At 50.5% G+C, this 20,889-nt stretch carries 17 protein-coding genes; 7 read left to right on the top strand and 10 right to left on the bottom strand.

What is annotated here, in order from left to right:
• Positions 1 to 11: 11 nt before the first annotated feature.
• The 4 genes from acnA to dut form a co-directional block, all read right to left on the bottom strand.
• Positions 12 to 2,696: an aconitate hydratase AcnA gene (acnA, locus tag AUMI_RS02530; RefSeq protein WP_096380957.1), complete on the bottom strand. Its 2,685-nt coding sequence runs from the start codon at positions 2,694 to 2,696 to the stop codon at positions 12 to 14.
• A gap of 114 nt (positions 2,697 to 2,810) precedes the next feature.
• Positions 2,811 to 3,470 carry a DUF3159 domain-containing protein gene (locus tag AUMI_RS02525; RefSeq protein WP_096380954.1) on the bottom strand — a complete coding sequence of 220 codons (660 nt, stop codon included), beginning with the start codon at positions 3,468 to 3,470 and terminating at the stop codon, positions 2,811 to 2,813.
• Positions 3,471 to 3,472: 2 nt separating this feature from the next.
• The gene (locus tag AUMI_RS02520; RefSeq protein WP_096380952.1) at positions 3,473 to 4,072 is read right to left on the bottom strand and encodes a DUF3710 domain-containing protein; all 600 of its coding nucleotides are present in this window, start codon (positions 4,070 to 4,072) and stop codon (positions 3,473 to 3,475) included.
• A complete protein-coding gene (dut, locus tag AUMI_RS02515) occupies positions 4,069 to 4,524 on the bottom strand; it encodes a dUTP diphosphatase (RefSeq protein WP_096380949.1) in 456 nt (151 codons plus the stop codon). Before dut ends, AUMI_RS02520 begins: the two co-directional genes overlap by 4 nt.
• 39 nt (positions 4,525 to 4,563) lie before the next feature.
• On the opposite strand from dut, the gene AUMI_RS02510 reads away from it, so the two are divergent.
• Entirely contained in the window at positions 4,564 to 5,007 is a 444-nt protein-coding gene (locus tag AUMI_RS02510; RefSeq protein WP_096380946.1) for a DUF3093 domain-containing protein, read from the top strand.
• 43 nt (positions 5,008 to 5,050) lie between these two features.
• On the opposite strand, the gene AUMI_RS02505 is transcribed toward AUMI_RS02510, so the two are convergent.
• On the bottom strand, positions 5,051 to 5,347 hold the full coding sequence (locus AUMI_RS02505; protein WP_096380944.1) for a DUF4193 domain-containing protein: 297 nt from the start codon (positions 5,345 to 5,347) through the stop codon (positions 5,051 to 5,053).
• 205 nt (positions 5,348 to 5,552) lie between these two features.
• Between AUMI_RS02505 and sepH the strand changes: the two genes are divergently transcribed.
• Positions 5,553 to 6,578, top strand: a complete 1,026-nt coding sequence (sepH, locus tag AUMI_RS02500; RefSeq protein WP_162784057.1) for a septation protein SepH — start codon at positions 5,553 to 5,555, stop codon at positions 6,576 to 6,578.
• Here sepH and AUMI_RS02495 read toward each other — a convergent pair.
• Positions 6,575 to 7,729, bottom strand: a complete 1,155-nt coding sequence (locus AUMI_RS02495) for an alkaline phosphatase family protein (RefSeq protein WP_172418236.1) — start codon at positions 7,727 to 7,729, stop codon at positions 6,575 to 6,577. The two genes, sepH and AUMI_RS02495, sit on opposite strands and share 4 nt — an antisense overlap.
• Before the next feature lie 70 nt (positions 7,730 to 7,799).
• Here AUMI_RS02495 and AUMI_RS02490 point away from each other — a divergent pair, with 70 nt between their 5' ends.
• Positions 7,800 to 10,256 carry a DNA gyrase/topoisomerase IV subunit A gene (locus tag AUMI_RS02490; protein WP_231951806.1) on the top strand — a complete coding sequence of 819 codons (2,457 nt, stop codon included), beginning with the start codon at positions 7,800 to 7,802 and terminating at the stop codon, positions 10,254 to 10,256.
• Here AUMI_RS02490 and AUMI_RS02485 read toward each other — a convergent pair whose 3' ends face one another.
• Positions 10,257 to 12,338 (bottom strand): DNA gyrase/topoisomerase IV subunit B, encoded by a 2,082-nt coding sequence (locus AUMI_RS02485; protein ID WP_096380934.1) that lies wholly within the window; start codon positions 12,336 to 12,338, stop codon positions 10,257 to 10,259. It lies immediately after the preceding gene.
• Positions 12,339 to 12,511: 173 nt separating this feature from the next.
• On the opposite strand from AUMI_RS02485, the gene AUMI_RS02475 reads away from it, so the two are divergent.
• Positions 12,512 to 12,742 (top strand): DUF7455 domain-containing protein, encoded by a 231-nt coding sequence (locus AUMI_RS02475; RefSeq protein ID WP_096380928.1) that lies wholly within the window; start codon positions 12,512 to 12,514, stop codon positions 12,740 to 12,742.
• Positions 12,743 to 12,798: 56 nt separating this feature from the next.
• Here the strand turns inward: AUMI_RS02475 and AUMI_RS02470 are convergent, their stop codons facing one another.
• Both AUMI_RS02470 and AUMI_RS02465 read right to left on the bottom strand, forming a co-directional pair.
• A complete protein-coding gene (locus AUMI_RS02470; RefSeq protein WP_425338929.1) occupies positions 12,799 to 14,592 on the bottom strand; it encodes an RNA polymerase sigma factor in 1,794 nt (597 codons plus the stop codon).
• An 81-nt stretch (positions 14,593 to 14,673) separates the two neighbouring features.
• Positions 14,674 to 15,600: a proteasome assembly chaperone family protein gene (locus AUMI_RS02465; protein ID WP_096380927.1), complete on the bottom strand. Its 927-nt coding sequence runs from the start codon at positions 15,598 to 15,600 to the stop codon at positions 14,674 to 14,676.
• Between the two features lie 84 nt (positions 15,601 to 15,684).
• On the opposite strand from AUMI_RS02465, the gene AUMI_RS02460 reads away from it, so the two are divergent.
• The 3 genes from AUMI_RS02460 to sucB all read left to right on the top strand — a co-directional run bounded on the left by AUMI_RS02460 (position 15,685) and on the right by sucB (position 20,037).
• Positions 15,685 to 17,160, top strand: coding sequence for a leucyl aminopeptidase (locus tag AUMI_RS02460; protein ID WP_096380924.1), 1,476 nt, complete (start codon positions 15,685 to 15,687; stop codon positions 17,158 to 17,160).
• An 88-nt stretch (positions 17,161 to 17,248) separates the two neighbouring features.
• The gene (gene lpdA, locus AUMI_RS02455) at positions 17,249 to 18,622 is read left to right on the top strand and encodes a dihydrolipoyl dehydrogenase (protein WP_096380922.1); all 1,374 of its coding nucleotides are present in this window, start codon (positions 17,249 to 17,251) and stop codon (positions 18,620 to 18,622) included.
• A gap of 56 nt (positions 18,623 to 18,678) precedes the next feature.
• Positions 18,679 to 20,037 (top strand): 2-oxoglutarate dehydrogenase, E2 component, dihydrolipoamide succinyltransferase, encoded by a 1,359-nt coding sequence (sucB, locus tag AUMI_RS02450; protein WP_096380919.1) that lies wholly within the window; start codon positions 18,679 to 18,681, stop codon positions 20,035 to 20,037.
• A 2-nt stretch (positions 20,038 to 20,039) separates the two neighbouring features.
• On the opposite strand, the gene AUMI_RS02445 is transcribed toward sucB, so the two are convergent.
• The gene (locus AUMI_RS02445) at positions 20,040 to 20,798 is read right to left on the bottom strand and encodes a hypothetical protein (protein ID WP_096380918.1); all 759 of its coding nucleotides are present in this window, start codon (positions 20,796 to 20,798) and stop codon (positions 20,040 to 20,042) included.
• Positions 20,799 to 20,889: the final 91 nt, after the last annotated feature.

The raw sequence follows: 20,889 nt of genomic DNA, 5'->3' as shown, positions 1-20,889 counted from the left end.
GAATTCGTCGACTAAGCGACGAGCGAACGCAACACGTACTGAAGAATTCCACCATTACGGTAGTAGTCAGCTTCACCAGGGGTGTCGATGCGAACTACAGCGTCAAATTCGATAGTTTCTTTACCCGCAGGTGAGTTCTCCGAAGGAGCAGCAGTCACGCGGACGGTCTTTGGAGTAACTCCCTTGTTGAGTTCTTCAACACCACTGATCGACACAATTTCAGTTCCGTCGAGGCCCAAAGACTGCCAGCTTTGCCCAGCAGGGAACTGCAGAGGAAGAACACCCATACCGATGAGGTTTGAACGGTGAATACGCTCGAAGCTCTCAGTAATCACTGCCTTCACGCCCAGAAGCGCTGTTCCCTTAGCAGCCCAGTCACGAGAAGAACCAGAACCGTATTCCTTGCCACCGAAGATGACCAGAGGGGTACCAGCAGCCTGGTAATTGGCGCTAGCGTCGTAGATGAAGGACTGAGGACCATCTGGCTGGGTGAAGTCACGAGTGTAACCACCCTCAACACCATCAAGGAGCTGGTTCTTCAGACGAATGTTCGCGAATGTTCCACGAATCATCACCTCGTGGTTTCCACGGCGCGAGCCATAAGAGTTGTAATCGGCGCGAGCTACACCGTGCTGGTCTAAGTAGACAGCAGCTGGCGTACCAGCCTTGATGTTTCCAGCAGGCGAAATGTGGTCAGTGGTAACCGAGTCGCCCAAGGTTGCCAAAACGCGTGCTCCGGCAATATCGGTGACAGGTGTGGTTTCCTTTTTCATTCCTTCGAAGTAAGGAGGTTTGCGCACATAAGTGGACTTCTCATCCCAGTCGAAGGTTGCACCGGTTGGAGTGGGGAGGTTACGCCAGCGCTCATCACCGTTGAAAACAGACGAGTATTCGTGGTCGAACATGGCAGTGTCAATCGACTCGCCAATAACCTTTTCTACCTCTGCAGTCTCTGGCCAGATGTCCTTGAGATATACAGGGTTACCGTCGGAACCAGTTCCGAGAGCATCCTTTTCAAAGTCGAAGTCCATCGAACCAGCAAGCGCGTATGCGATAACAAGAGGAGGGCTTGCCAGGTAGTTCATCTTTACGTCGGGGCTAATACGACCCTCGAAGTTACGGTTACCCGAGAGAACAGCTGTCACAGCGAGGTCGTTGTGGTTGATAGCTGCAGAGATTTCATCCTTGAGGGGACCAGAGTTACCGATGCAAGTCATGCAACCGTAACCAACTGGGTAGAAACCAAGCTCGTCAAGGTAAGGAGTAACCCCTGCCTTCTCGTAGTAGTCGGTAACAACCTTAGATCCAGGAGACAGGGTGGTCTTGACCCAAGGCTTGGTCTTGAGACCCTTCTTCACTGCGTTACGTGCAAGAAGACCCGCAGCAAGCATGACAGAGGGGTTGGAGGTGTTAGTGCAGGAAGTAATGGCTGCGATGGTGACAGCACCATTCTTTAGCTCGAACTCTTCTCCCCCATCAACACTGACTTTGACAGCGTCGCCGTGGGTGTAGTTCTTGACGTCCTCGTTGAATTGCTTCTGAGCCCTGGAGAGCTCAATGCGGTCTTGTGGACGCTTAGGACCTGAAATTGAGGGAACAACAGTTGAGAGGTCGAGCTCCATGTACTCAGAGAAGTTGGGCTCGTTACTGGGGTCGAACCAGAGTCCTTGAGCCTTAGAGTAGGCCTCAACAAGAGCAACCTGCTCTTCTGAGCGACCGGTCAGTCGCAGGTAGTCCAGAGTGACATCGTCAACGGGGAACATTGCTGCCGTGGAACCGAACTCAGGACTCATATTTCCGATAGTTGCTCGGTTGGCCAATGGCACTGAGGAAACACCGGGTCCATAGAACTCAACGAATTTGCCAACAACACCGTGCCTACGAAGCATTTCGGTGATGGTCAGCACCACGTCAGTAGCGGTTACACCAGTGGGAATCGAACCTGAAAGCTTGAAACCCACAACCTTAGGAATAAGCATGGAGACTGGCTGACCAAGCATTGCTGCCTCTGCCTCAATGCCTCCAACGCCCCAACCGAGAACACCAAGACCGTTCACCATAGTGGTGTGGGAGTCAGTACCCACGCAGGTGTCGGGGTATGCCTGGAGAACACCAGCAACTTCACGGGCCATAGTGACACGAGCCAGATACTCGATGTTGACCTGGTGGACAATACCGGTTCCTGGGGGGACAACCTTGAAGTCATCAAACGCGGTCTGACCCCAGCGCAGGAACTGATAACGCTCACCGTTGCGCTCGTATTCGATTTCGACGTTCTGCTCGAGAGCATCGGCAGTGCCGTAGAGGTCTGCAATAACAGAGTGGTCAATAACCAGTTCAGCAGGAGCGAGTGGATTGATCTTTGTGGGGTCGCCACCAAGCTCGGTCACTGCTTCGCGCATTGTGGCAAGGTCTACTACACAGGGAACACCTGTGAAGTCCTGCATGATCACGCGTGCGGGGGTGAATTGAATTTCTGTGTCTGGCTCAGCAGAGGGAACCCAGCTTCCTAACGCCTTGATCTGCTCTGCAGTAACGTTGGCGCCATCTTCAGTACGCAAAAGGTTTTCAAGAAGAACCTTAAGGCTGTAGGGCAACTTGTCATGACCCTGTACGGAGTCGAGGCGGAAAATCTCATAGGACTTTCCAGAAACCTCGAGTGTGCTCTTGGCTCCAAAGCTGTTTACTGCCGACACGTGCTGCTCCTCCGTTGGGCGTTTGACGCAGGTGAAAATGGTGTATTACTCAATCAGAAACAAAAGTCTCTTGATATCAAGATATATCTTATCCTGACATTTTGTCACTACGTTCTATGAACTTGAGGTTTTTTCACGGTAGAGCGAACGAACGATGAGCCATGTCAGTGCGAGAACAGGAACATAAAGCGGAAGACCGAGAAGTAGTTTTGCGGTAGCCAAACCTTCAACGTTGCCAGCAAGATACAGCGGATACTGAACGATAAGCCTCAGTGCGAACATGCCAAACCAGATGGCTGTAACTCCGCTGTAGACACGCAAATGATGCTTATTCTTTCGCCAAGAAAAACCTTCGCCACGAATCAGACCAACTGCAACACCGATAATCGGCCATGTAGCAAGTATCGAAACCAAGAACACGACTGAATATGCCGCATTAGTGATGAGCCCAGGGACGAAATTATCTTCAGGTCGATTAGTCAATAGAGCCAAGACTGCGGAAACGACCACACCAGCTAAACCAACCAGAGCTTGGGTAACAGCTTGTCTGCGAATCAATCGATATGCAGTGAATAAGACCGAGACGGCCACAGAGATTCCGATCGCGAGCCAAGGATCGCGAGTTATTGCTAAAACGACGACAAAAATAAGACCAGGAACAACTGTCTCAACAATTCCTAGCCATCCGCCCATTGCGGCCCACAGTGGATGTTTGCCCTCTCCAGCCCCTTCAGGATTCAGAGCAATTGAAGAAAGACCTGATTTTCCGGCCATCGTTAGGCGCCTGTAGGCGTAGCACCAGAAGCTTGTTCAGGAACACGAAGCGGCAGTAATTCACGAGGTGGAACTGGCTGTTGTCCACGAACAACAACAATGTCTCGGAAGAGTTCAATCATTGTTGCCCTCTTGTCTGTTTCCACAGCAGCAGGTCCAGAAATCACACCGCGAAGGAACCAGCGTGGCCCATCCACACCAATGAAGCACACATCTTGGAAGACTTGCTTGCCCTCAACCATCGCAGGAACGCGAGTCAACAAATCTGGACCAATTTCGGTCAGTCCCTCTGTAACCGAACCACCTTGAGCTGCAATCTGCTCAGAAAGTTGGTGACGTACTTCGTGCCACAAACCACCAGAGCGTGTGGAGGCAAAAACCTGAACTTGGAGGGTTGAGCCCTGAAAATCAAGAACAACCGCAATAACACGACCGGTTCCCTCTTCGACCTCAAGTCGGAGATTAAGTCCCTCACGAGGGATGAGCTTGATAGAACCAAGATCAACATATGGGCGAACGCCACTAACTTCAGATTCGTCAAAAGGTCCCAGCGTGCTTCTATCTGTCGGAGCACTTTTTGCTTCAGAAATTGATTCACTCATTGGGCTTGTTCCGTTCTGTGGGCAATTCCGGTAGATCCGAAACCAGACTCGCCGCGTTCACTTTCCGGCAGTTTGTCAACCGGAATAAAACGAGCTTGGACCACTGGCATCACAATCATTTGGGCAATGCGATCACCCTTGTTAATCGTAAATGGCTCACGCAGGTCGGTATTGAGCAACGTTACTTTGAGCTCGCCGCGGTAACCCGCATCAACTGTTCCCGGTGAATTAACTACGGTAATTCCGTGTTTTGCGGCCAATCCAGAACGAGGAACAACAAACACAACAAACCCAGCAGGAAGTGCAATTGAGACTCCTGTGGCAACAGTTGCTCGCTCTCCAGGATGCAGAACTAAATTTTCCGCAGAGGATAAATCTGCTCCTGCGTCTCCGGGATGAGAGTAAGTGGGGATGGTCTCAGCATTAATGAGAACTTCAATTGTTTGGTCCACGTGTCGAGGGTAGCCCAGATTTAGTGGTCGAATAGATGTATGACATCGTTTCGTGAAGTTTTACGACCATCTGCGTGGATGTATTTTGCAGCCACATTCATGATCCCCACCGTAATTTTGGTGTGTGCGCCCTTCAACCTCACCCTGGGCGTCATCCTTTCGGTGGTCATCTATCTCGCAATTGTCATCCCTATGTTCGCTCTGTCACCGGTTATTGAGTTGAACGATAAGGAGCTGAGAGTTGGTAAAGCTCACATTTCTCGTGAATTTATTGGCAGCGTAAGTGCATACTCAGGCAACTATGCCGTTGCTGCACGAGGCCCAGAACTCGATGCCCGAGCCTGGATTTTTCTTCGCGGGTGGATCAATCCTGTAGTCCGCGTAGACATCAACGATCCTGCTGACCCCACCCCCTACTGGCTCTTTTCTACCCGAAAGCCAGAGGAACTCGTCGCCGCTTTACGCGCAGGACGCAAGCAATAAAAATAATGGCCGGCAATCATGCCGGCCATTACCTTTAAAGTTCCTAGAAGGCGCATTCCTTGCAAACAGGACCTAATTTTTCTTCGTGATCTACTTGAGAACGATGTTTGACAAGGAAACAACTCACACAGGTGAATTCGTCATCCTGTGGGGGTAAAACAACAACATCGAGCTCAAGGTCTGAGAGATCTGCTCCCGCTAGCTCAAAACCACCAGGGTTGTCTGCATCCTCACCGTCAACAGCGCCAGAAAGCTTGTCCGGCACGCGTTCCTTGAGCGCTTCAATGGACTCGGTGTCGTCATTGTCAGTTTTGCGAGGTGCGTCGTAATCAGTAGCCATCTTTATGTTCCAAATCGTCACGTCACCGGCTCAAAAATACGCCGGCGCGGACAGTTTGCCCGATTGTGGCCAGAAATACAAAATCTTCTTAGGCGTGTTGCTCCTCACACAGCCAATTAGGTCGGCACGCGCAGAAGTTAAGGAGAAGAAATGTATTTTCGTGGAATTCTCTTCTCATACACTTTTGCCCAAGGAGCTAGCAAATATGCGTGAACTGAAAGTCATCGATGTCGATGGTGCAGATCTCATCATTGCTGACGACGAGGGTGAGGAGTACCGGGTAACGGTTGACGAAACCTCGTTACGCCGTCTACGTCACTCGCGCGCCACTGTTGAAGGCCCACGCGTCTCCCCCAAGGACATTCAGGCACATCTTCGTGCAGGTCTCTCCAATGAAGAGATTTCAGCGCTCACTGGGGCCAGCCTTGATTTGATTCAACGTTTTGAAACTCCCGTACTTGCTGAACGCGAATTCATCATTTCTTCTGCACTCGCTGTTCCCACCCAGGACACAGTTTCAACAGATACCGGCAATCTCAGTTCCGCCTTTGGCTCAGTGATTACTCAACGCCTCCACAGCCTCGGAGCATCCTCTGAGCGTTGGGCAACCTGGAAAGAAGAGTCTGGTAACTGGATTATCAAACTCGAGTTCACAGCAAACGGAATTGACCACGATGCAAGGTGGTCTTTCGAATCCCGAAAGCGAACCCTCAGCCCCGTCAACAGTGACGCCTCTACCTTGTCTCAAAAAGGTGACCTCTCCAGTGGTTTGATACCGAAGCTTCGTGCAGTGGCGGTGGATACTTCGGCGCTCGAAGTTACTCAACCCCTCACCCCAACAGTTGAAGCACAAGTTTCTGCTGCCCCTGTTGTGTCTGCGCAGGAGGAGGCTGCAGCTGATTCGCGTGAACACAGCCCCACTGCAGATCTTTTGGAAGCACTTCGTAAGCGTCGCAATGAACGCGAATCAACCCCTGCATGGCTCAAAGACGAGGTCTCTGCAAGCACGGATGCCCAGGAGAGCATCGCGCAAGAAGACACCATTATTTCTGGCGTTACAGTCGAATTGGATTCGACATTAACTTTCACTGAACCTTTTGAAGTATCCGCGCCTGAGGATGAACCCTCACACGCAAACGACTCAAAGCCTGTGAACAAAACCGGACGGCCAACGATGCCGTCCTGGGACGACATCGTCTTTGGCACACGATCTGACGATGACCCCGCTTAGTTGCGAGCAAAACCTGCAAGTTTGATGGCAGGAATGTGCATTTCGCTATCCGAAATTCCCCCGTGCTGCCCGACCATGGAACGTCCTTTTAGCGTGGTATCACGATCGTCATAAAACACAACGTTTTTGTGCGTCAAAAGAAATATGTCACCGGCACGAGTGGCAACCTCTGTACTGAGTTCAGGGAATAATCCTGATTCAATAATCTCTTCTTGGGTGAGCACCCAGGCAATCGCGTCAAAATCTTTTTTCCACTGGGCAATGAATTCTGTTTTATCTTCCGGGGATGCAGATTCCGCGAAATAAAGCTGGAGGCACCGTGGTTCACCACCAATTGAGACAATGCGCTCAATCAGTGAAGAACCCTTACCAAGAAGAAAATGTTTGGATTGCGGAATGTCTATCACTCCATGATCTGCGGTGACAAACAACCCAATATCGCTAGGTAGTTTGACAGCAAGTGACGAGATAGCCGCATCGACATCCTCGAGCGCATTGGCCCATTCTTGCGAATCCACCCCTTTTTTGTGAGCGATCTCATCAAGCTCAGAAATATAAACAACACCTAACTGTGCTGAACGGTCTGCTACTAGAGCTAATGACTGCGCAATACGGTCATCAAGGGCATTTGCTGGCACATAGCTGGCACCTTGGTAAATCACGCTCGTCAATGTGGAATCAGCAAACCGGGAGTGTCCAATCACGAATGAGGAGCACCCTTGTTTGGCGACTTGAACAAACAAGGGTTCAGCTTTGAGCCAGTGTTGTGGATTCTCAATCGCATTCAGGCCTGAAAGCTGATTAATGAGATTCCCTGATTCGGGATCCCGTATTTGATAACCAAGCATCCCATGAACACCGGGAAGCACTCCTGTCGTGAAGGACGCTAGAGCTGCAGCTGTGGTACTTGGAAAAACGGTTTCTATCGGATCCGATTCCAGTGCTGCCTGAGCAAGAAATCTTGCGTGACCACGAGCATTACGAAGATTGTGAAAACCTAAACCGTCAATGACGACGACGATAGCTGAACGAACGCGAGGTAAATGCAGTGAGTTCTCGAATCCGCTGAGTCCCATGCTGGAAAAGCAACTTGGCAAAACCTCGGCAAGGCTCAACAGGCCGGAATTGCGCGTCGGTAGCATATTGGACATCGAGGTCAGTCTGCCATAGTTGCCCGACAAGGTGCGGAAATTCCTCTCGAGTACAACGGAAGTATTGAGTATGTCCCCCAACTCCCAGCAGCACGATTCTGTTGAGCGCATTGAAGACATTGATGTCTCGACAGAGATGCGGGATTCCTTCCTTGAATATGCCTATTCCGTTATTTACTCCCGTGCATTGCCAGATGCCCGAGACGGGCTCAAGCCCGTCCAACGTCGCATTTTGTTCATGATGAACGAAATGGGGCTCCGCCCTGACAAGGGGCACGTAAAATCAGCGCGTGTAGTTGGTGAAGTTATGGGAAAGCTTCACCCACACGGTGACGCATCCATTTACGATGCTCTCGTGCGCTTGGCCCAAGATTTCTCCTTGCGACTTCCACTTATTGATGGGCATGGCAACTTTGGTTCTCTAGACGACGGACCTGCTGCGGCGCGTTATACAGAAGCGCGTCTGGCTCCCTCCGCTTTGGCAATGACGGCCAATTTGGATGAAAACGTAGTTGATTTTGTGCCCAACTATGACAATCAATTTCAACAACCTGATGTACTCCCCGCGGCGTATCCAAATCTGCTTGTTAACGGCGCTAGTGGAATTGCAGTTGGTATGGCTACCAACATGGCGCCACATAACCTCATCGAAGTTATTGAAGCTTCGATTCACCTTCTGAGGAACCCACAGGCAACTTTGGATGAATTGATGGCTTTTGTTCCTGGGCCAGATCTACCCTCCGGTGGCATCATCATGGGTCTCGATGGTATCCGTGAGGCCTACGAAACTGGTCGAGGAAGTTTCAAGACTCGCGCCAAGGTAACCATTGGGAGTGTTTCTGCACGAAAAATGGGAATTACTGTTACTGAATTGCCCTATTTGGTTGGACCTGAGAAGGTCATCGACAAAATCAAAGACGGCGTGACGAGTAAGAAGCTCAATGGAATTTCAAACGTCATCGACCTTACCGATCGCCATCACGGCCTCAAGCTTGTCATTGAAATCAAAACAGGCTTTGACCCCGAGGCAGTTCTTGAACAGCTTTACAGGTACACCCCTCTCGAGGACTCGTTTAGTATCAACAATGTTGCGCTTGTGGATGGTGGGCCACAAACCCTGGGGCTGCGTGAAATGTTGGCGGTCTATGTTTCCCATAGGAAATCAGTAGTTGAACGTCGTTCACAATTCCGTCTAGCAAAGCGCCAAGACAGGCTTCATCTTGTTGATGGCTTACTCATCGCAATTATGGATATCGATGAGGTTATTCAACTCATTCGGCAAAGCGATGACACCGATCAGGCACGACAGCGTCTCATCGAGGTATTCGAACTTTCCGTGGCTCAAGCAGATTACATTCTCGAATTACGTCTGCGTCGCCTGACCAAATTCTCTCGAGTTGAGTTAGAAGCTGAAGCAGATGAGCTGCGTAAAGAAATAGCTGCCCTCGAAGAAATTCTTTCTTCCGAAAAACGTTTGATTGATGTTGTTGTGGCTGAACTGTCCGAGACGGCCAAAACTCTTGGTACCCCACGAAGAACAGTTCTTTCCACCTCCACGGTTGCTCCTGCAACAACCACTGCACGCGCAGCTTCACGGGAGCCAGAGGCTCTTCAGTTGGAAGACACACCGTGTCGAGTACTACTTTCGAGCACAGGCAAGCTCGTACGAGTCGATTTAGCGGATGCAGACGAGCGCATTACTCAAGGAACGCATCGCACTGCAAACGATGGAATCCGTTCTGATGTGCTTACTTCGCGCAGGGGAATTATTGGTGCCGTAACCAACACTGGTCGTCTTCTGCATTTCTCCCCCGTCTCGCTTCCTGGGGTACCAGCATCCAGTGTTTCACTAGCAGCCGCTGTGAACAGCTACGACTACATCGAACTTGAATCTCAAGAACATATCGTCGGGTTAGTCCCCCTGGCCACAACCGATGTATTCGCCTTAGGAACGAGCGGCGGTGTGGTTAAGCGAATTCAAGGTGAGGCATTCCCGGCAAAATCCGGAAATTCCATCATTGGGCTGAAAGACACAGATCAAGTTGTGGGAATTTGTGCGGCCTCTGATTCTTCAGAGCTAGTTTTTGTCACCTCTGATGCTCAACTTTTGCGCTTTGGCGCTGCGAACGTTCGCCCACAAGGCGCAACAGCTGGCGGTATGGCAGGTATTCGACTATCAGACAATGCGCGAGTTATTTACTTCACCGCGCTAGATGCTCAGGACGCACAGGTGGTCACCATCTCTGCTTCGCCCAACACTCTGTTAGGAACGGATGCGGGGCGAGCTAAAACCTCTCTGCTGGCCGATTTCCCTGCAAAGGGTCGTGGCACTAGCGGTGTTCGCGCTCAAACCCTCCTCAAAGGCGAAGACTGCCTCGCTATTGCCTGGGTTGGTGCTGGATCTCCACGTGCAAACTCTCTCGATGGAATGCCACGTGAGTTGCCTGGAGATATTTCTAAGCGTGATGCTTCGGGAACTCTGCTCGAAGCAGATATTGCATTTATTGGATCAGCAGTCGACGACTAATTAGACGTCTATTCGGTCACGCGAAAGGCCGGATGAGCCTTCGATGATGAAATCTCGTCGTGGGCCAACATCGTTTCCCATCAACAGTTCAAAGACTGTATCTGCCATTGCAGCATCCTCAACACCCACGCGACGGAGTGTTCTTGCAGAACGATCCATAGTTGTTGTTGCAAGTTGGTCTGCATCCATTTCACCCAAGCCTTTGTAACGCTGGATGGGTTCTTGATAGCGTTTGCCCGCCTTTGCCAGACCGGCCAATACTGATTGCAACTCTGTTTCCGAATACGTGTAAATCGTTTCGTTCGGCTTAGTTCCTGGGTTGATCACGACAACTCTGTGGAGTGGCGGAACAGCAGCGAAAACGCGACCGGCTTCGATCAAAGGCCTCATGTAACGGAAAAATAGGGTCAGTAGAAGAGTTCTAATATGAGCGCCATCTACGTCTGCGTCAGACATCAAAATGATCTTGCCGTAGCGCGCCGAATCTAGATCAAAACTGCGGCCTGAACCAGCACCAATGACCTGAATTATCGAAGCGCATTCAGTGTTGTTGAGCATGTCGGAAACTGATGCTTTTTGAACGTTCAGGATCTTTCCACGAATGGGCAATAAAGCTTGATACTCACTATTGCGCGCAAGTTTTGCAGTCCCTAAAGCGGAGTCACCCTCAACAATGAAAAGCTCTGATTGCTCAACATCATTACTGCGGCAATCAACTAACTTTGCGGGAAGGCTCGACGTTTCCAGTGCATTCTTACGACGCTGAGTTTCCTTGTGAGTGCGAGCCGAAATGCGACTCTTCATCTCAGAAACAATCTTTTCCAACAACAGCGCAGATTGAGCTTTGTCATCACGCTTTGTCGAAGTAAGGCGTGCAGAAAGCTGTTTGTTTACAACAGAGGAAACAATGGCTTTTACTGCTGGCGTCCCCAGAACTTCTTTGGTTTGACCTTCAAACTGGGGTTCGGGAAGGCGAACGGTGACTACAGCTGTGAGACCAGCAAGGACATCATCTTTTTCGACCTTGTCATTACCAGCTTTGAGCTTGCGAGAATTAGCTTCTACCTGGGCACGAATCACTTTCAGGAGTGCTTGCTCAAAACCTTGTTGGTGAGTTCCGCCCTTGGGTGTGGAAATAATGTTCACAAAGGTCTGCAACTCGGTTTCGTAGCCAGTGCCCCAACGCAGAGCAATATCTACTCCACAGGTGCGCTCAACCTCTGAGAGTGCCATGTTGCCATCAGGGCCAAGTACTGGAACGGTTTCTGTGAACTGTCCTTCACCGGTTAGCCTCCAAATGTCGGTGACCGCTGCATCTGGGGCGAGATATTCAACGAACTCGCTGATTCCACCGTTGTAAGAAAAACGTGATTCGAGTACTTCTGGGCCACGCTCATCAACAATGTGCATTTCAAGACCAGGCACTAAAAAGGCGGTTTGGCGTGCGCGTGCTTCCAAGTCTTCTGTTTGGAAAGTAGCGCCAGGAGTAAAGATCTGTCGATCTGCCCAGTATCGAACTCGAGTACCTGTCACACCTTTTGCAACTTTGCCCTTTACTGTTAGAGAACTGCCGTCCTCAAAGGGTGTGAAGGGATTTGAGGGCGAGATTCCTGCGCTGTCATCAAAGATGCCCGGTTCTCCTCGACGAAAAGACATACTCCAAGTCTTTCCATCTCGATCTACTTCAACATCAAGCCGTTCAGATAGTGCATTCACTACTGACGCTCCAACACCATGCAAACCGCCAGAAGCTGCATAGGATCCAGATCCAAACTTTCCACCTGCGTGGAGTTTGGTAAAGACAACTTCAACACCTGTAAGGCCAGTTTTGGGCTCAACATCGACAGGAATTCCACGCGCCTTGTCACGAACTTCAACACTGGAATCAGGGTGAAGCTGTATCTCGATGGACTTACCAAAACCACCTAAAGCCTCGTCAACTGAGTTGTCGATAATTTCCCACAGACAGTGCATTAATCCACGAGAGTCGGTCGTGCCGATGTACATTCCGGGACGCTTACGAACCGCCTCTAGTCCCTCAAGTACGGATAAATGGCGAGCGGAATACTCAGATGAACTCACACGACTCCTCAATAACAACGTGGCGCATTTGAAGAGTAGTTTGCTGGCAAGCAAAATTATTGATGCCACGACGAGCTTTGCTATACGCGGTCAGCGAAATGCCCTTCCATTCCAGCGTATTTTTCAGAACTTCATGGTTATATGTGCTTAGTACTTCATAAGGAGGAGCCACCATGACTACAGCAACAACTGAACCCAGTGAAGTTGCTTCTGAGCTAACCAGTCTGGACCGCTGTGACAGCTGTGGCGCCCAGGCATATGTTCGTGCGACGATGCCCGCAGGTGGAGTACTGCTGTTTTGCGCGCACCATGCAACCAAGCACCGTGAGAAACTCACCGGTTTGGGTGCACAATGGCACGATGAAACAGCCAAGTTGCACGCGTCTAACGACCGTTCAATCTAAGGACTTTAAAGAAATTGGCCCGGAAATTTCCGGGCCATTCCTGTAGCACAAGCGATTTACTCGAGGTAATCACGCAGTGACTGAGAACGAGATGGGTGGCGTAGTTTCGCCATCGTCTTCGATTCAATCTGGCGGATTCGCTCACGAGTGACTCCAAAGGTGTCACCGATTTGATCGAGTGTTTTTGGAATTCCGTCACCGAGACCAAAGCGCATACGAATTACTCCAGCTTCACGCTCAGAAAGTGAATCGAGAAGAGACTCGAGCTGCTTTTGAAGCATCGTGAATCCAACAGCATCTGCGGGAACAACAGCTTCGGTGTCTTCAATGAGGTCACCAAACTCACTGTCCCCATCTTCACCGAGTGGTGTGTGTAGTGAAATGGGCTCACGACCGTACTTCTGAACTTCGACAACCTTCTCAGGAGTCATATCTAATTCGCGTGAGAGTTCTTCAGGAGTTGGTTCGCGACCAAGGTCTTGAAGCATTTGACGCTGAACACGTGCAAGCTTGTTGATGACTTCTACCATGTGAACAGGAATACGAATGGTTCGCGCCTGGTCTGCCATAGCGCGCGTGATTGCTTGACGAATCCACCAGGTTGCATAAGTGGAGAACTTGAAGCCCTTGGTGTAGTCAAACTTTTCAACGGCACGAATCAGACCCAGGTTTCCCTCTTGAATGAGGTCTAGGAATTGCATTCCACGGCCGGTGTAGCGCTTAGCAAGCGATACAACAAGACGGAGGTTTGCGCCCAACAAGTGGCTCTTTGCGCGCTGTCCGTCACGGGCAACCCAGCGAAGTTCGCGTTCGAGCTGCTTGGGAAGATTCTTTTTGGTTGCGAGGCGGTCTTCAGCGAAGAGTCCCGCTTCAATACGCAGTGCTAGTTCAACCTCTTCGACTGCGTTAAGAAGAGGCACTTTACCAATTTGCTTGAGATAGTCCTTGACTGGATCAGCTGTAGCACCGGTGATGGCTGTTGAAATAACTGGAATGTCATCGTCATCATCAGCCATCGACAGAACGATTGCGCCTGTTGGCAATGGCTCTTCTGTTACGGCTGGACGGTTTGGTTTTTCTTCGTCATCTTCGAGAACATCATCCTCGACGACTTCGACAACAACTGCTTCGATCACAACGTCGTCGTCTAGCTCTTCTGCATCGACTTCGTCTTCGACATCCTCTTCAGCAGCTTTAGCTTTACCGCGGCCCTTCTTGGGTGCAATTACAGCTGGAGCTTCTTGCTCGGAAAGAAGAGCGTTTGCCATTTTTTCAAGCTCTGCTTTAGTCGGCTTCTTTGCTTTTGCTGCAGGCTTAGCTTCTTCAACTGGCTGAGACTTTGCAACCTTAGCTGAGGATTTCGGTGCTGTTTTTGTTGCAGGAGTTTTGGCTACTGCAGTAGCGGTATTAGCAGTTGACTTTGAAGCAGCTTTGGGTTCTGCCTTGGCAACGGGCTTTGCAGCAGCCTTAGCGGCTGGTGCTTTCGCGGGAGTTTTAGCTGAAGTAGCTTTGGTGCTAGCTTTCGCAGGTGCTTGAGCAGGTGTTTTAGCCGTTGCCTTTGCAGGCGCTTTAGGGGCAGCTTTCGCAGGTGCTTTAGAAGATGCAGGTGCTTTAGCAGCTGCCGGTGCTTTAGCAGCTGAAGCTTTAGCAGCAGGTGCTTTCGTAGTGGGTGCTTTTGCAGATGCCTTAGCAGGTGTCTTGGCAGGTGTTGCAGGAGCTGTTTTCTTTGCGGCAGGAGCCTTCACTGATGCAGTACTTTCTGGGGCAGGCTCGACAACAGTGTTTTTGGACTTTCCAAATAACGACGCAATCAGCGACTTTGGTTTGGAGTTTGTCTTATCTGTTGCCATGAGCAGTGCTCTCCTGTTCGGGGGCATAACTTGGACCCTTGTCAAGTCCCTCGGAGAGGGGATGACTGGGTCCTGTATTTATTATCGCATGTCTCCAGGCTCTTCCGAACCACGGCGGTATGCCAAAAATTCTTCGAGTTCAGCAGCAATCTCATCTGCGGTTGGCAACTCGCCTTCGACATCTGTCAAAGGAGAGCGAACTCCGTTTTCTTTCATGTAGGAGTCATACCGCTGTTCGAGAGTGTGAACAAGTTTGCTGAGTTCTTCATTGTTCTCAACTTGTTCATCGATCTTTGAGATGAATTCGCGGCCTTCTTCTCGCAATTGGTCTGTGGGAAAAATGAGTCCCGTTGACGAACTCACGCTCTCAAGGGCCGTCAATGCCGCTGAAGGAAATTCTGTGTCTGCAAGGTAGTGCGGGATGAGTAAAACGAATCCCACAACTTCTTGCTCAGACTCTTGCAGTCTGTATTCCACCAAATGCATAGCATTTGCTGGAACTTGGGTGTGTGGCTTCCAAACCGAATATTGATCAATAAGGTCCCCCCGATTGCCACTGACGGTTGTTCCAATAGGTCGGGTATGTGGAACAGGCATAGGAATTGCGTGAACCCATGTGGTGTGAGAAATGTTGAAACGCTCAACAAAAGACAAAACTTGGCGGCTAAATGCCTCCCATTTGAAGTCTGGTTCGTAGCCCGCTAGCAAAATAAATGGACGATTGATTTCATCGTTTACCAAATAGAAAGCTAATCGCGGTGGCTCGAACCCTGTGAGATGGTCTTGGTCAAAATAGATTGTGGGGCGCCTGGCGCGGTAATCGAGAAGTTCGTCAGGATCAAACTCAGCAATGAGTTGTGAATCCATCGTGTCGACTATGTAGTCAGTAAATGCCGTAACTGCAGAACCAGAATCAGCAAAACCAGTCAATCCTGCAACAAGTGGAAGACCATGTGGAATGAGCTCTTCATCCATTTTGAAGTGAAGAAGTTGAAAATGCTCAGGCATGGTTCCATTCTACGTTTGCGCCAAGTCTTCTCAGTCCACGCGTGGGACAAACACTTATGCTCGTCAACTCCATAGTCTGATTTTGTGAATAAACCTTCTTGTGCGCTCGTTAACAAACCTTCTTCAGGATCAGTAGTTGTGGTGGGAGCATCCGTTTCCAAGAAAAAAATCGCACTCTCAGGTTCGTATTCATCAAGTTCGCTCGCGTCCTTGAGTGCACCACTAGGAATTACTGGCGAAGCTGACACTTTTACGCGTGTAGTTGACCCCACCAATCCCAAGCGTGTTCTTGCCATTGTGGGTTTAGGCCCCACTCCCCTGACGCCACAGGCATTGCGCAACGCAGCTGCCGTTGCTTCACGGCGCTTGACCGATAGCTCCACCATCACTTTTGACTTTGGGGCAGAGTCAGAGGAGGACATTGAGGCAATAGCTGAAGGAGCTCTGCTAGGTTCCTACAGCTTCCAGAAATACAAGAGTTCCTCTACAAACTCATACAAACTGGAACGTATAGAAATCATTGCACCCAAGAAATTTGCTCCAACGCTCTCGCGCAGTGAAATAACTTCTTCTTCGGTCGCGTTGGTCAAAGATCTTGTAAACACCCCCGCGAATGATCTCTATCCCGCTAGCTTTGCTACAGCTGCCCAAGAGGCAATCAAGGGTTTGCCAATCAAGGCGACAATCTGGGATGAAAAGGCCCTCGCAAAAGATGGATTTGGGGGAATTCTTGGAGTTGGTCAGGGTTCATCACGTCCACCTCGATTGATGAAACTGGAGTACTCACCTCGCCAAGCACGACACAAAATAGCTCTGGTCGGTAAGGGTATTACTTTCGATACTGGTGGACTATCACTCAAATCCGGTGCCGGCATGATCGGCATGAAATATGACATGACTGGTGCCGCATCAGTGCTTGCTGTCATTCGTGCTGCAGCTCAACTGAAGCTCAAAGTAAAAATCACTGCGTGGTTGTGTCTTGCGGAAAACATGCCTTCAGGGACTGCTACCCGGCCCAATGATGTCTTGACAATTCGTGGCGGTAAAACTGTTGAGGTTCTCAACACTGATGCTGAGGGAAGGCTTGTTCTTGCTGACGGTCTTGCTGCGGCCAGTGAAGAAAAGCCCGACCTCATTATTGACGTTGCCACTTTGACCGGTGCAGCCACAACGGCTCTGGGGACCAGGTATACCGGCGCTATGGGAGATGAGAAATCAATTTCCCACCTCGTGGAACTCGGCAAGGCAGTAGGTGAAACCTTCTGGCACATGCCATTGCCTGAAGAAATCCGCGCATACCTCAATTCAGACATTGCAGACCTTGCAAACATCAAACAGGGAAACACCGCTGCAGGAATGCTCGTGGGTGCAACATTCCTCCAGCAATTTATTGGGAAAACTTCCGACAAGGATGATGCTCCACTCATTCCTTGGATTCACCTCGATGTCGCAAACACAGCAAACAACGCCGGAGCCCCATTTGGTGTTGTTGCATCAGGTCCCACCGGTGTTGCCGTGCGCACGCTGATCAAGCTCTCTGAGAGTTTTGCTGCGGCGTAGTAGTCTCTATGAGGTTAACTTCCTCGAAGTTCCAGAGTTTTATCGTTCCTCATCGAACACAAAATCCCCTCTCTAAAGGAAAAGAATCTTGGCTGAACTCAACTTTGATCTCGTAGTCCTCGGTGGCGGTAGCGGTGGATACTCCGCCGCGATTCGCGCAGCTGAACTCGGAATGTCTGTTGCTCTGATTGAGAAGAACAAGCTTGGGGGCACTTGCCTTCACGTCGGGTGTATCCCCACTAAGGCCATGCTGCACGCGGCTGAGGTTGCTGATAACGCCCGTGAAGCACACGAATGTGGCATCAATGCAACATTCACCGGTGTAGACATGGACCGCGTCAACGCTTTCCGTGAGGACATCATCACCAAGAAATTCAAGGGGCTCGGCGGTCTCATCAAGGCCCGCGGTATCACCGTTATCGAGGGCGAAGGTCGTCTTGTCTCCCCCAACAGTGTTGCTGTTGGCGCTGACACCATCGTTGGAAAGAACATTGTTCTTGCCACTGGTTCTTACTCAAAGTCACTTCCTGGTCTTGAAATCGGTGGCCGCGTTATCACCAGTGAGCACGCCCTCCAGATGAACTATGTGCCCAAAAAGGTTGCCATTCTTGGTGGCGGTGTTATTGGTGTTGAGTTCGCCTCTGTATGGAAGAGCTTTGGTTCTGAGGTCGTCATCATTGAAGGTCTACCTCACCTTGTCCCAAACGAAGAAGAAAGCATTTCCAAGGCTCTCGAGCGCGCCTACCGTAAGCGCGGAATCGACTACAAGCTTGGAGTCCGCTTCCAGGGAGTGACTCAGAATGATTCTGGCGTAGTTGTCACCCTTGAAAGTGGCGAAACCGTCGAAGCTGATCTTCTCCTTGTTGCTGTTGGTCGTGGACCTGCTACTGCCGGATGCGGTTTCGAAGAAGTGGGTATCACCATGGACCGTGGTTACGTCATCACCAATGAACGACTTGCCACCAACATCCCTGGCGTTTACGCAGTTGGTGACATCGTGCCTGGCCTTCAGCTTGCACACCGTGGTTACCAGCAGGGCTTCTTCGTTGCAGAAGAAATCGCTGGCCTTAACCCTGTTGTCATCAGTGACACCAACATTCCCAAGGTCACCTATTGCGAGCCTGAAATTGCATCAGTTGGACTCACTGAGGCAAAAGCTGCAGAACAGTATGGTGAAGACAAGATTGCTGCCTACGACTACAACCTTGCTGGCAACGGTAAGAGCGAAATCTTGGGAACTGCAGGTTCAGTGAAGGTAGTTCGCCTGGTAGATGGCCCCGTAGTCGGGGTTCACATGATTGGTGCTCGCGTTGGCGAACTGATCGGTGAGGCTCAGTTGGTTGTCAACTGGGAAGCACACCCAGAAGACATAGCTCCACTTCTTCACGCTCACCCAACTCAGAACGAGTCTTTGGGTGAAGCATTCTTGTATCTAGCAGGCAAGCCACTACACACCCTGTAGACCACCCACTAAGCATTAGTAAGCTAAAAGCAACAGCTAACGAGGAGATTCATTCCATGAGCGAGTCAGTAAGCCTTCCCGCACTCGGCGAAAGCGTCACCGAGGGTACCGTTACGAGGTGGCTCAAGAACGTCGGAGACCGCGTAGAGGTTGACGAACCCTTACTTGAAGTCTCTACCGACAAGGTAGACACTGAGATTCCTTCACCTATCTCAGGTGTTGTAGAGGCAATTCTTGTCCAGGAAGATGAGACAGTTGCCGTTGGTACTGTCCTGGCGCACATCGGTGATGGCTCTGGCTCAGCAGCTCCTGCAGCTCCTGCGGCAGAGGCACCTGCAGCTGAACCAGTAGCTGTTCCTGTTGAAGCTCCCGCCCCAGCTGCAGCTCCAGTTGTTGAAGCACCTGTTGTTGAAGCACCTGTTGTAGCTGCCCCAGTTGTTGCACCTCCGGTTGTTGCACCTCCAGCTGTGAGCGCCCCTGTGGTTGCACCTGCAGCACCAGCTGCACCTGCAGGTGGACACGCAAGCAACGCTGGTTATGTAACACCTATCGTTCGCAAGCTTGCTAATGAAAACGGTGTTGACCTGAACAACATTGTTGGTACGGGAATCGGCGGCCGCATCCGCAAGGAAGATGTTCTTTCTGCCAGAGGTGGCTCTGCACCAGCTGCAAAGACTCGCACTCCACTTGAGGTATCTCCACTTCGTGGAACTACTGTTCCCATGTCACGCCTTCGCAAGGTTGTTGCTGAGCGTGCAGTTATCTCGATGCAAAGCACCGCTCAACTCACAAGTGTTGTTGAGGTGGATGTGACTCGCATCGCCGAGCTTCGTCAGCGCGTTCAGTCGCAGTTTGTTGCTGCCACCGGTAGCAAGCTCAGCTTCATGCCGTTCTTTGCTCTCGCAGCGACTGAAGCGCTGAAAGCATTCCCCATCATCAACGCAACCGTTGAGGGCGACAACATCGTCTACCCCGGTTATGAGAACGTTTCAATCGCCGTTGACACCGAGCGTGGCTTGTTGACTCCTGTTGTGAAGAATGCAGGCGAGCTCAACATTGCTCAGTACTCGATGGCGATTGCAGATGTAGCTCTCCGTACCCGTGAGAACAAGTTGCAGCCAGATGAGCTTGCAGGTGGAACTTTCACCCTGACAAACACTGGATCACGTGGAGCCCTGTTTGACACTCCCGTTGTCTTCTTACCTCAACTTGCAATTCTGGGAACTGGTGTCGTTACCAAGCGTCCAGTGGTGATCCAAGCTGAGGGCCAGGAAGTTATCGCTATTCGTTCAATGGTCTACTTGGCGCTGTCTTACGACCACCGCATCATCGATGGTGCTGACGCTGCACGATTCCTTGGCGCAATCAAGGAACGCCTCGAAGAGGGCGCGTTCGAAGCGGATCTCGGTATCTAGTTTCATTGAGGATCAAACACCTCACGAATTCGCCACGTTGCTCCTGTCTTTTGCAGAAGCAACGTGGCGAATGTCGTTATCTCTTCATTTGTTCGAAGTGACACTTCAACTAAAACAACTTCCCCACTCTGACTCACCACAGTTGCTTCTAGATCTTCGGAGGTAACACCCTCAGGAATTCTTAGTTGAGACAAACTCCCGCCCAGAACAAAGTCGAGGGCAGCTTGTATTGGTTCCTGGATGTATACATCCGCTGATGGGGTGCTGGTCGGATGTGTTGGAATGTTTTCAGTTGAGTGCTTATTTCCGGGGATGAAAACTAAGCCGGCAAAAATCAACAACGAGACCAGTCCTAGGCAAAACAAGACACGTTTGTTTTTTGCTAATGGTGATATTTTCGCAATGAAGGACACATCCCTGATGAGTTCTTTACCTTCGCCAGGTGGTTCTTCTTGAGGAAGCGGGTCAAAGCTTCGAGGAAGTAGGAACATTTCTTGTTCCAGAGTTTGGCCTATCAGAGTTGGTGCAGTTGTTGCACTTCCTGCGTTGGTTGATATCCAGACCAGCTCGCCATCAAAGCTCCGTCCCACATCTGTTGCTTCCAACTTTTGAACGCAAATAGTTAATTCATGTTCTACCTGCTCACCATTTATTTGAGCTTTGCCAACAATGGAATTCACAGACACATCAGCCCTATCGACCTGATAACCGACAAGGTACTTACGTTCAAAGTGTGGCGACATAACCTCAGCTTCAATCATTCGATCAACGTGGAAATTCACCTCATATAGACCGGTGGAAAGCTCCGCGCTTCCGGAATTGTGGAGGATTGGCCTGAACTCAACCCTGTAA

The sequence above is a fragment of the Aurantimicrobium minutum genome, assembly GCF_002355535.1.
Lineage (GTDB): Bacteria > Actinomycetota > Actinomycetes > Actinomycetales > Microbacteriaceae > Aurantimicrobium > Aurantimicrobium minutum.
Note: the sequence above shows the minus strand (reverse complement) of the source record. Positions and strands in the feature narration are given on the sequence as shown.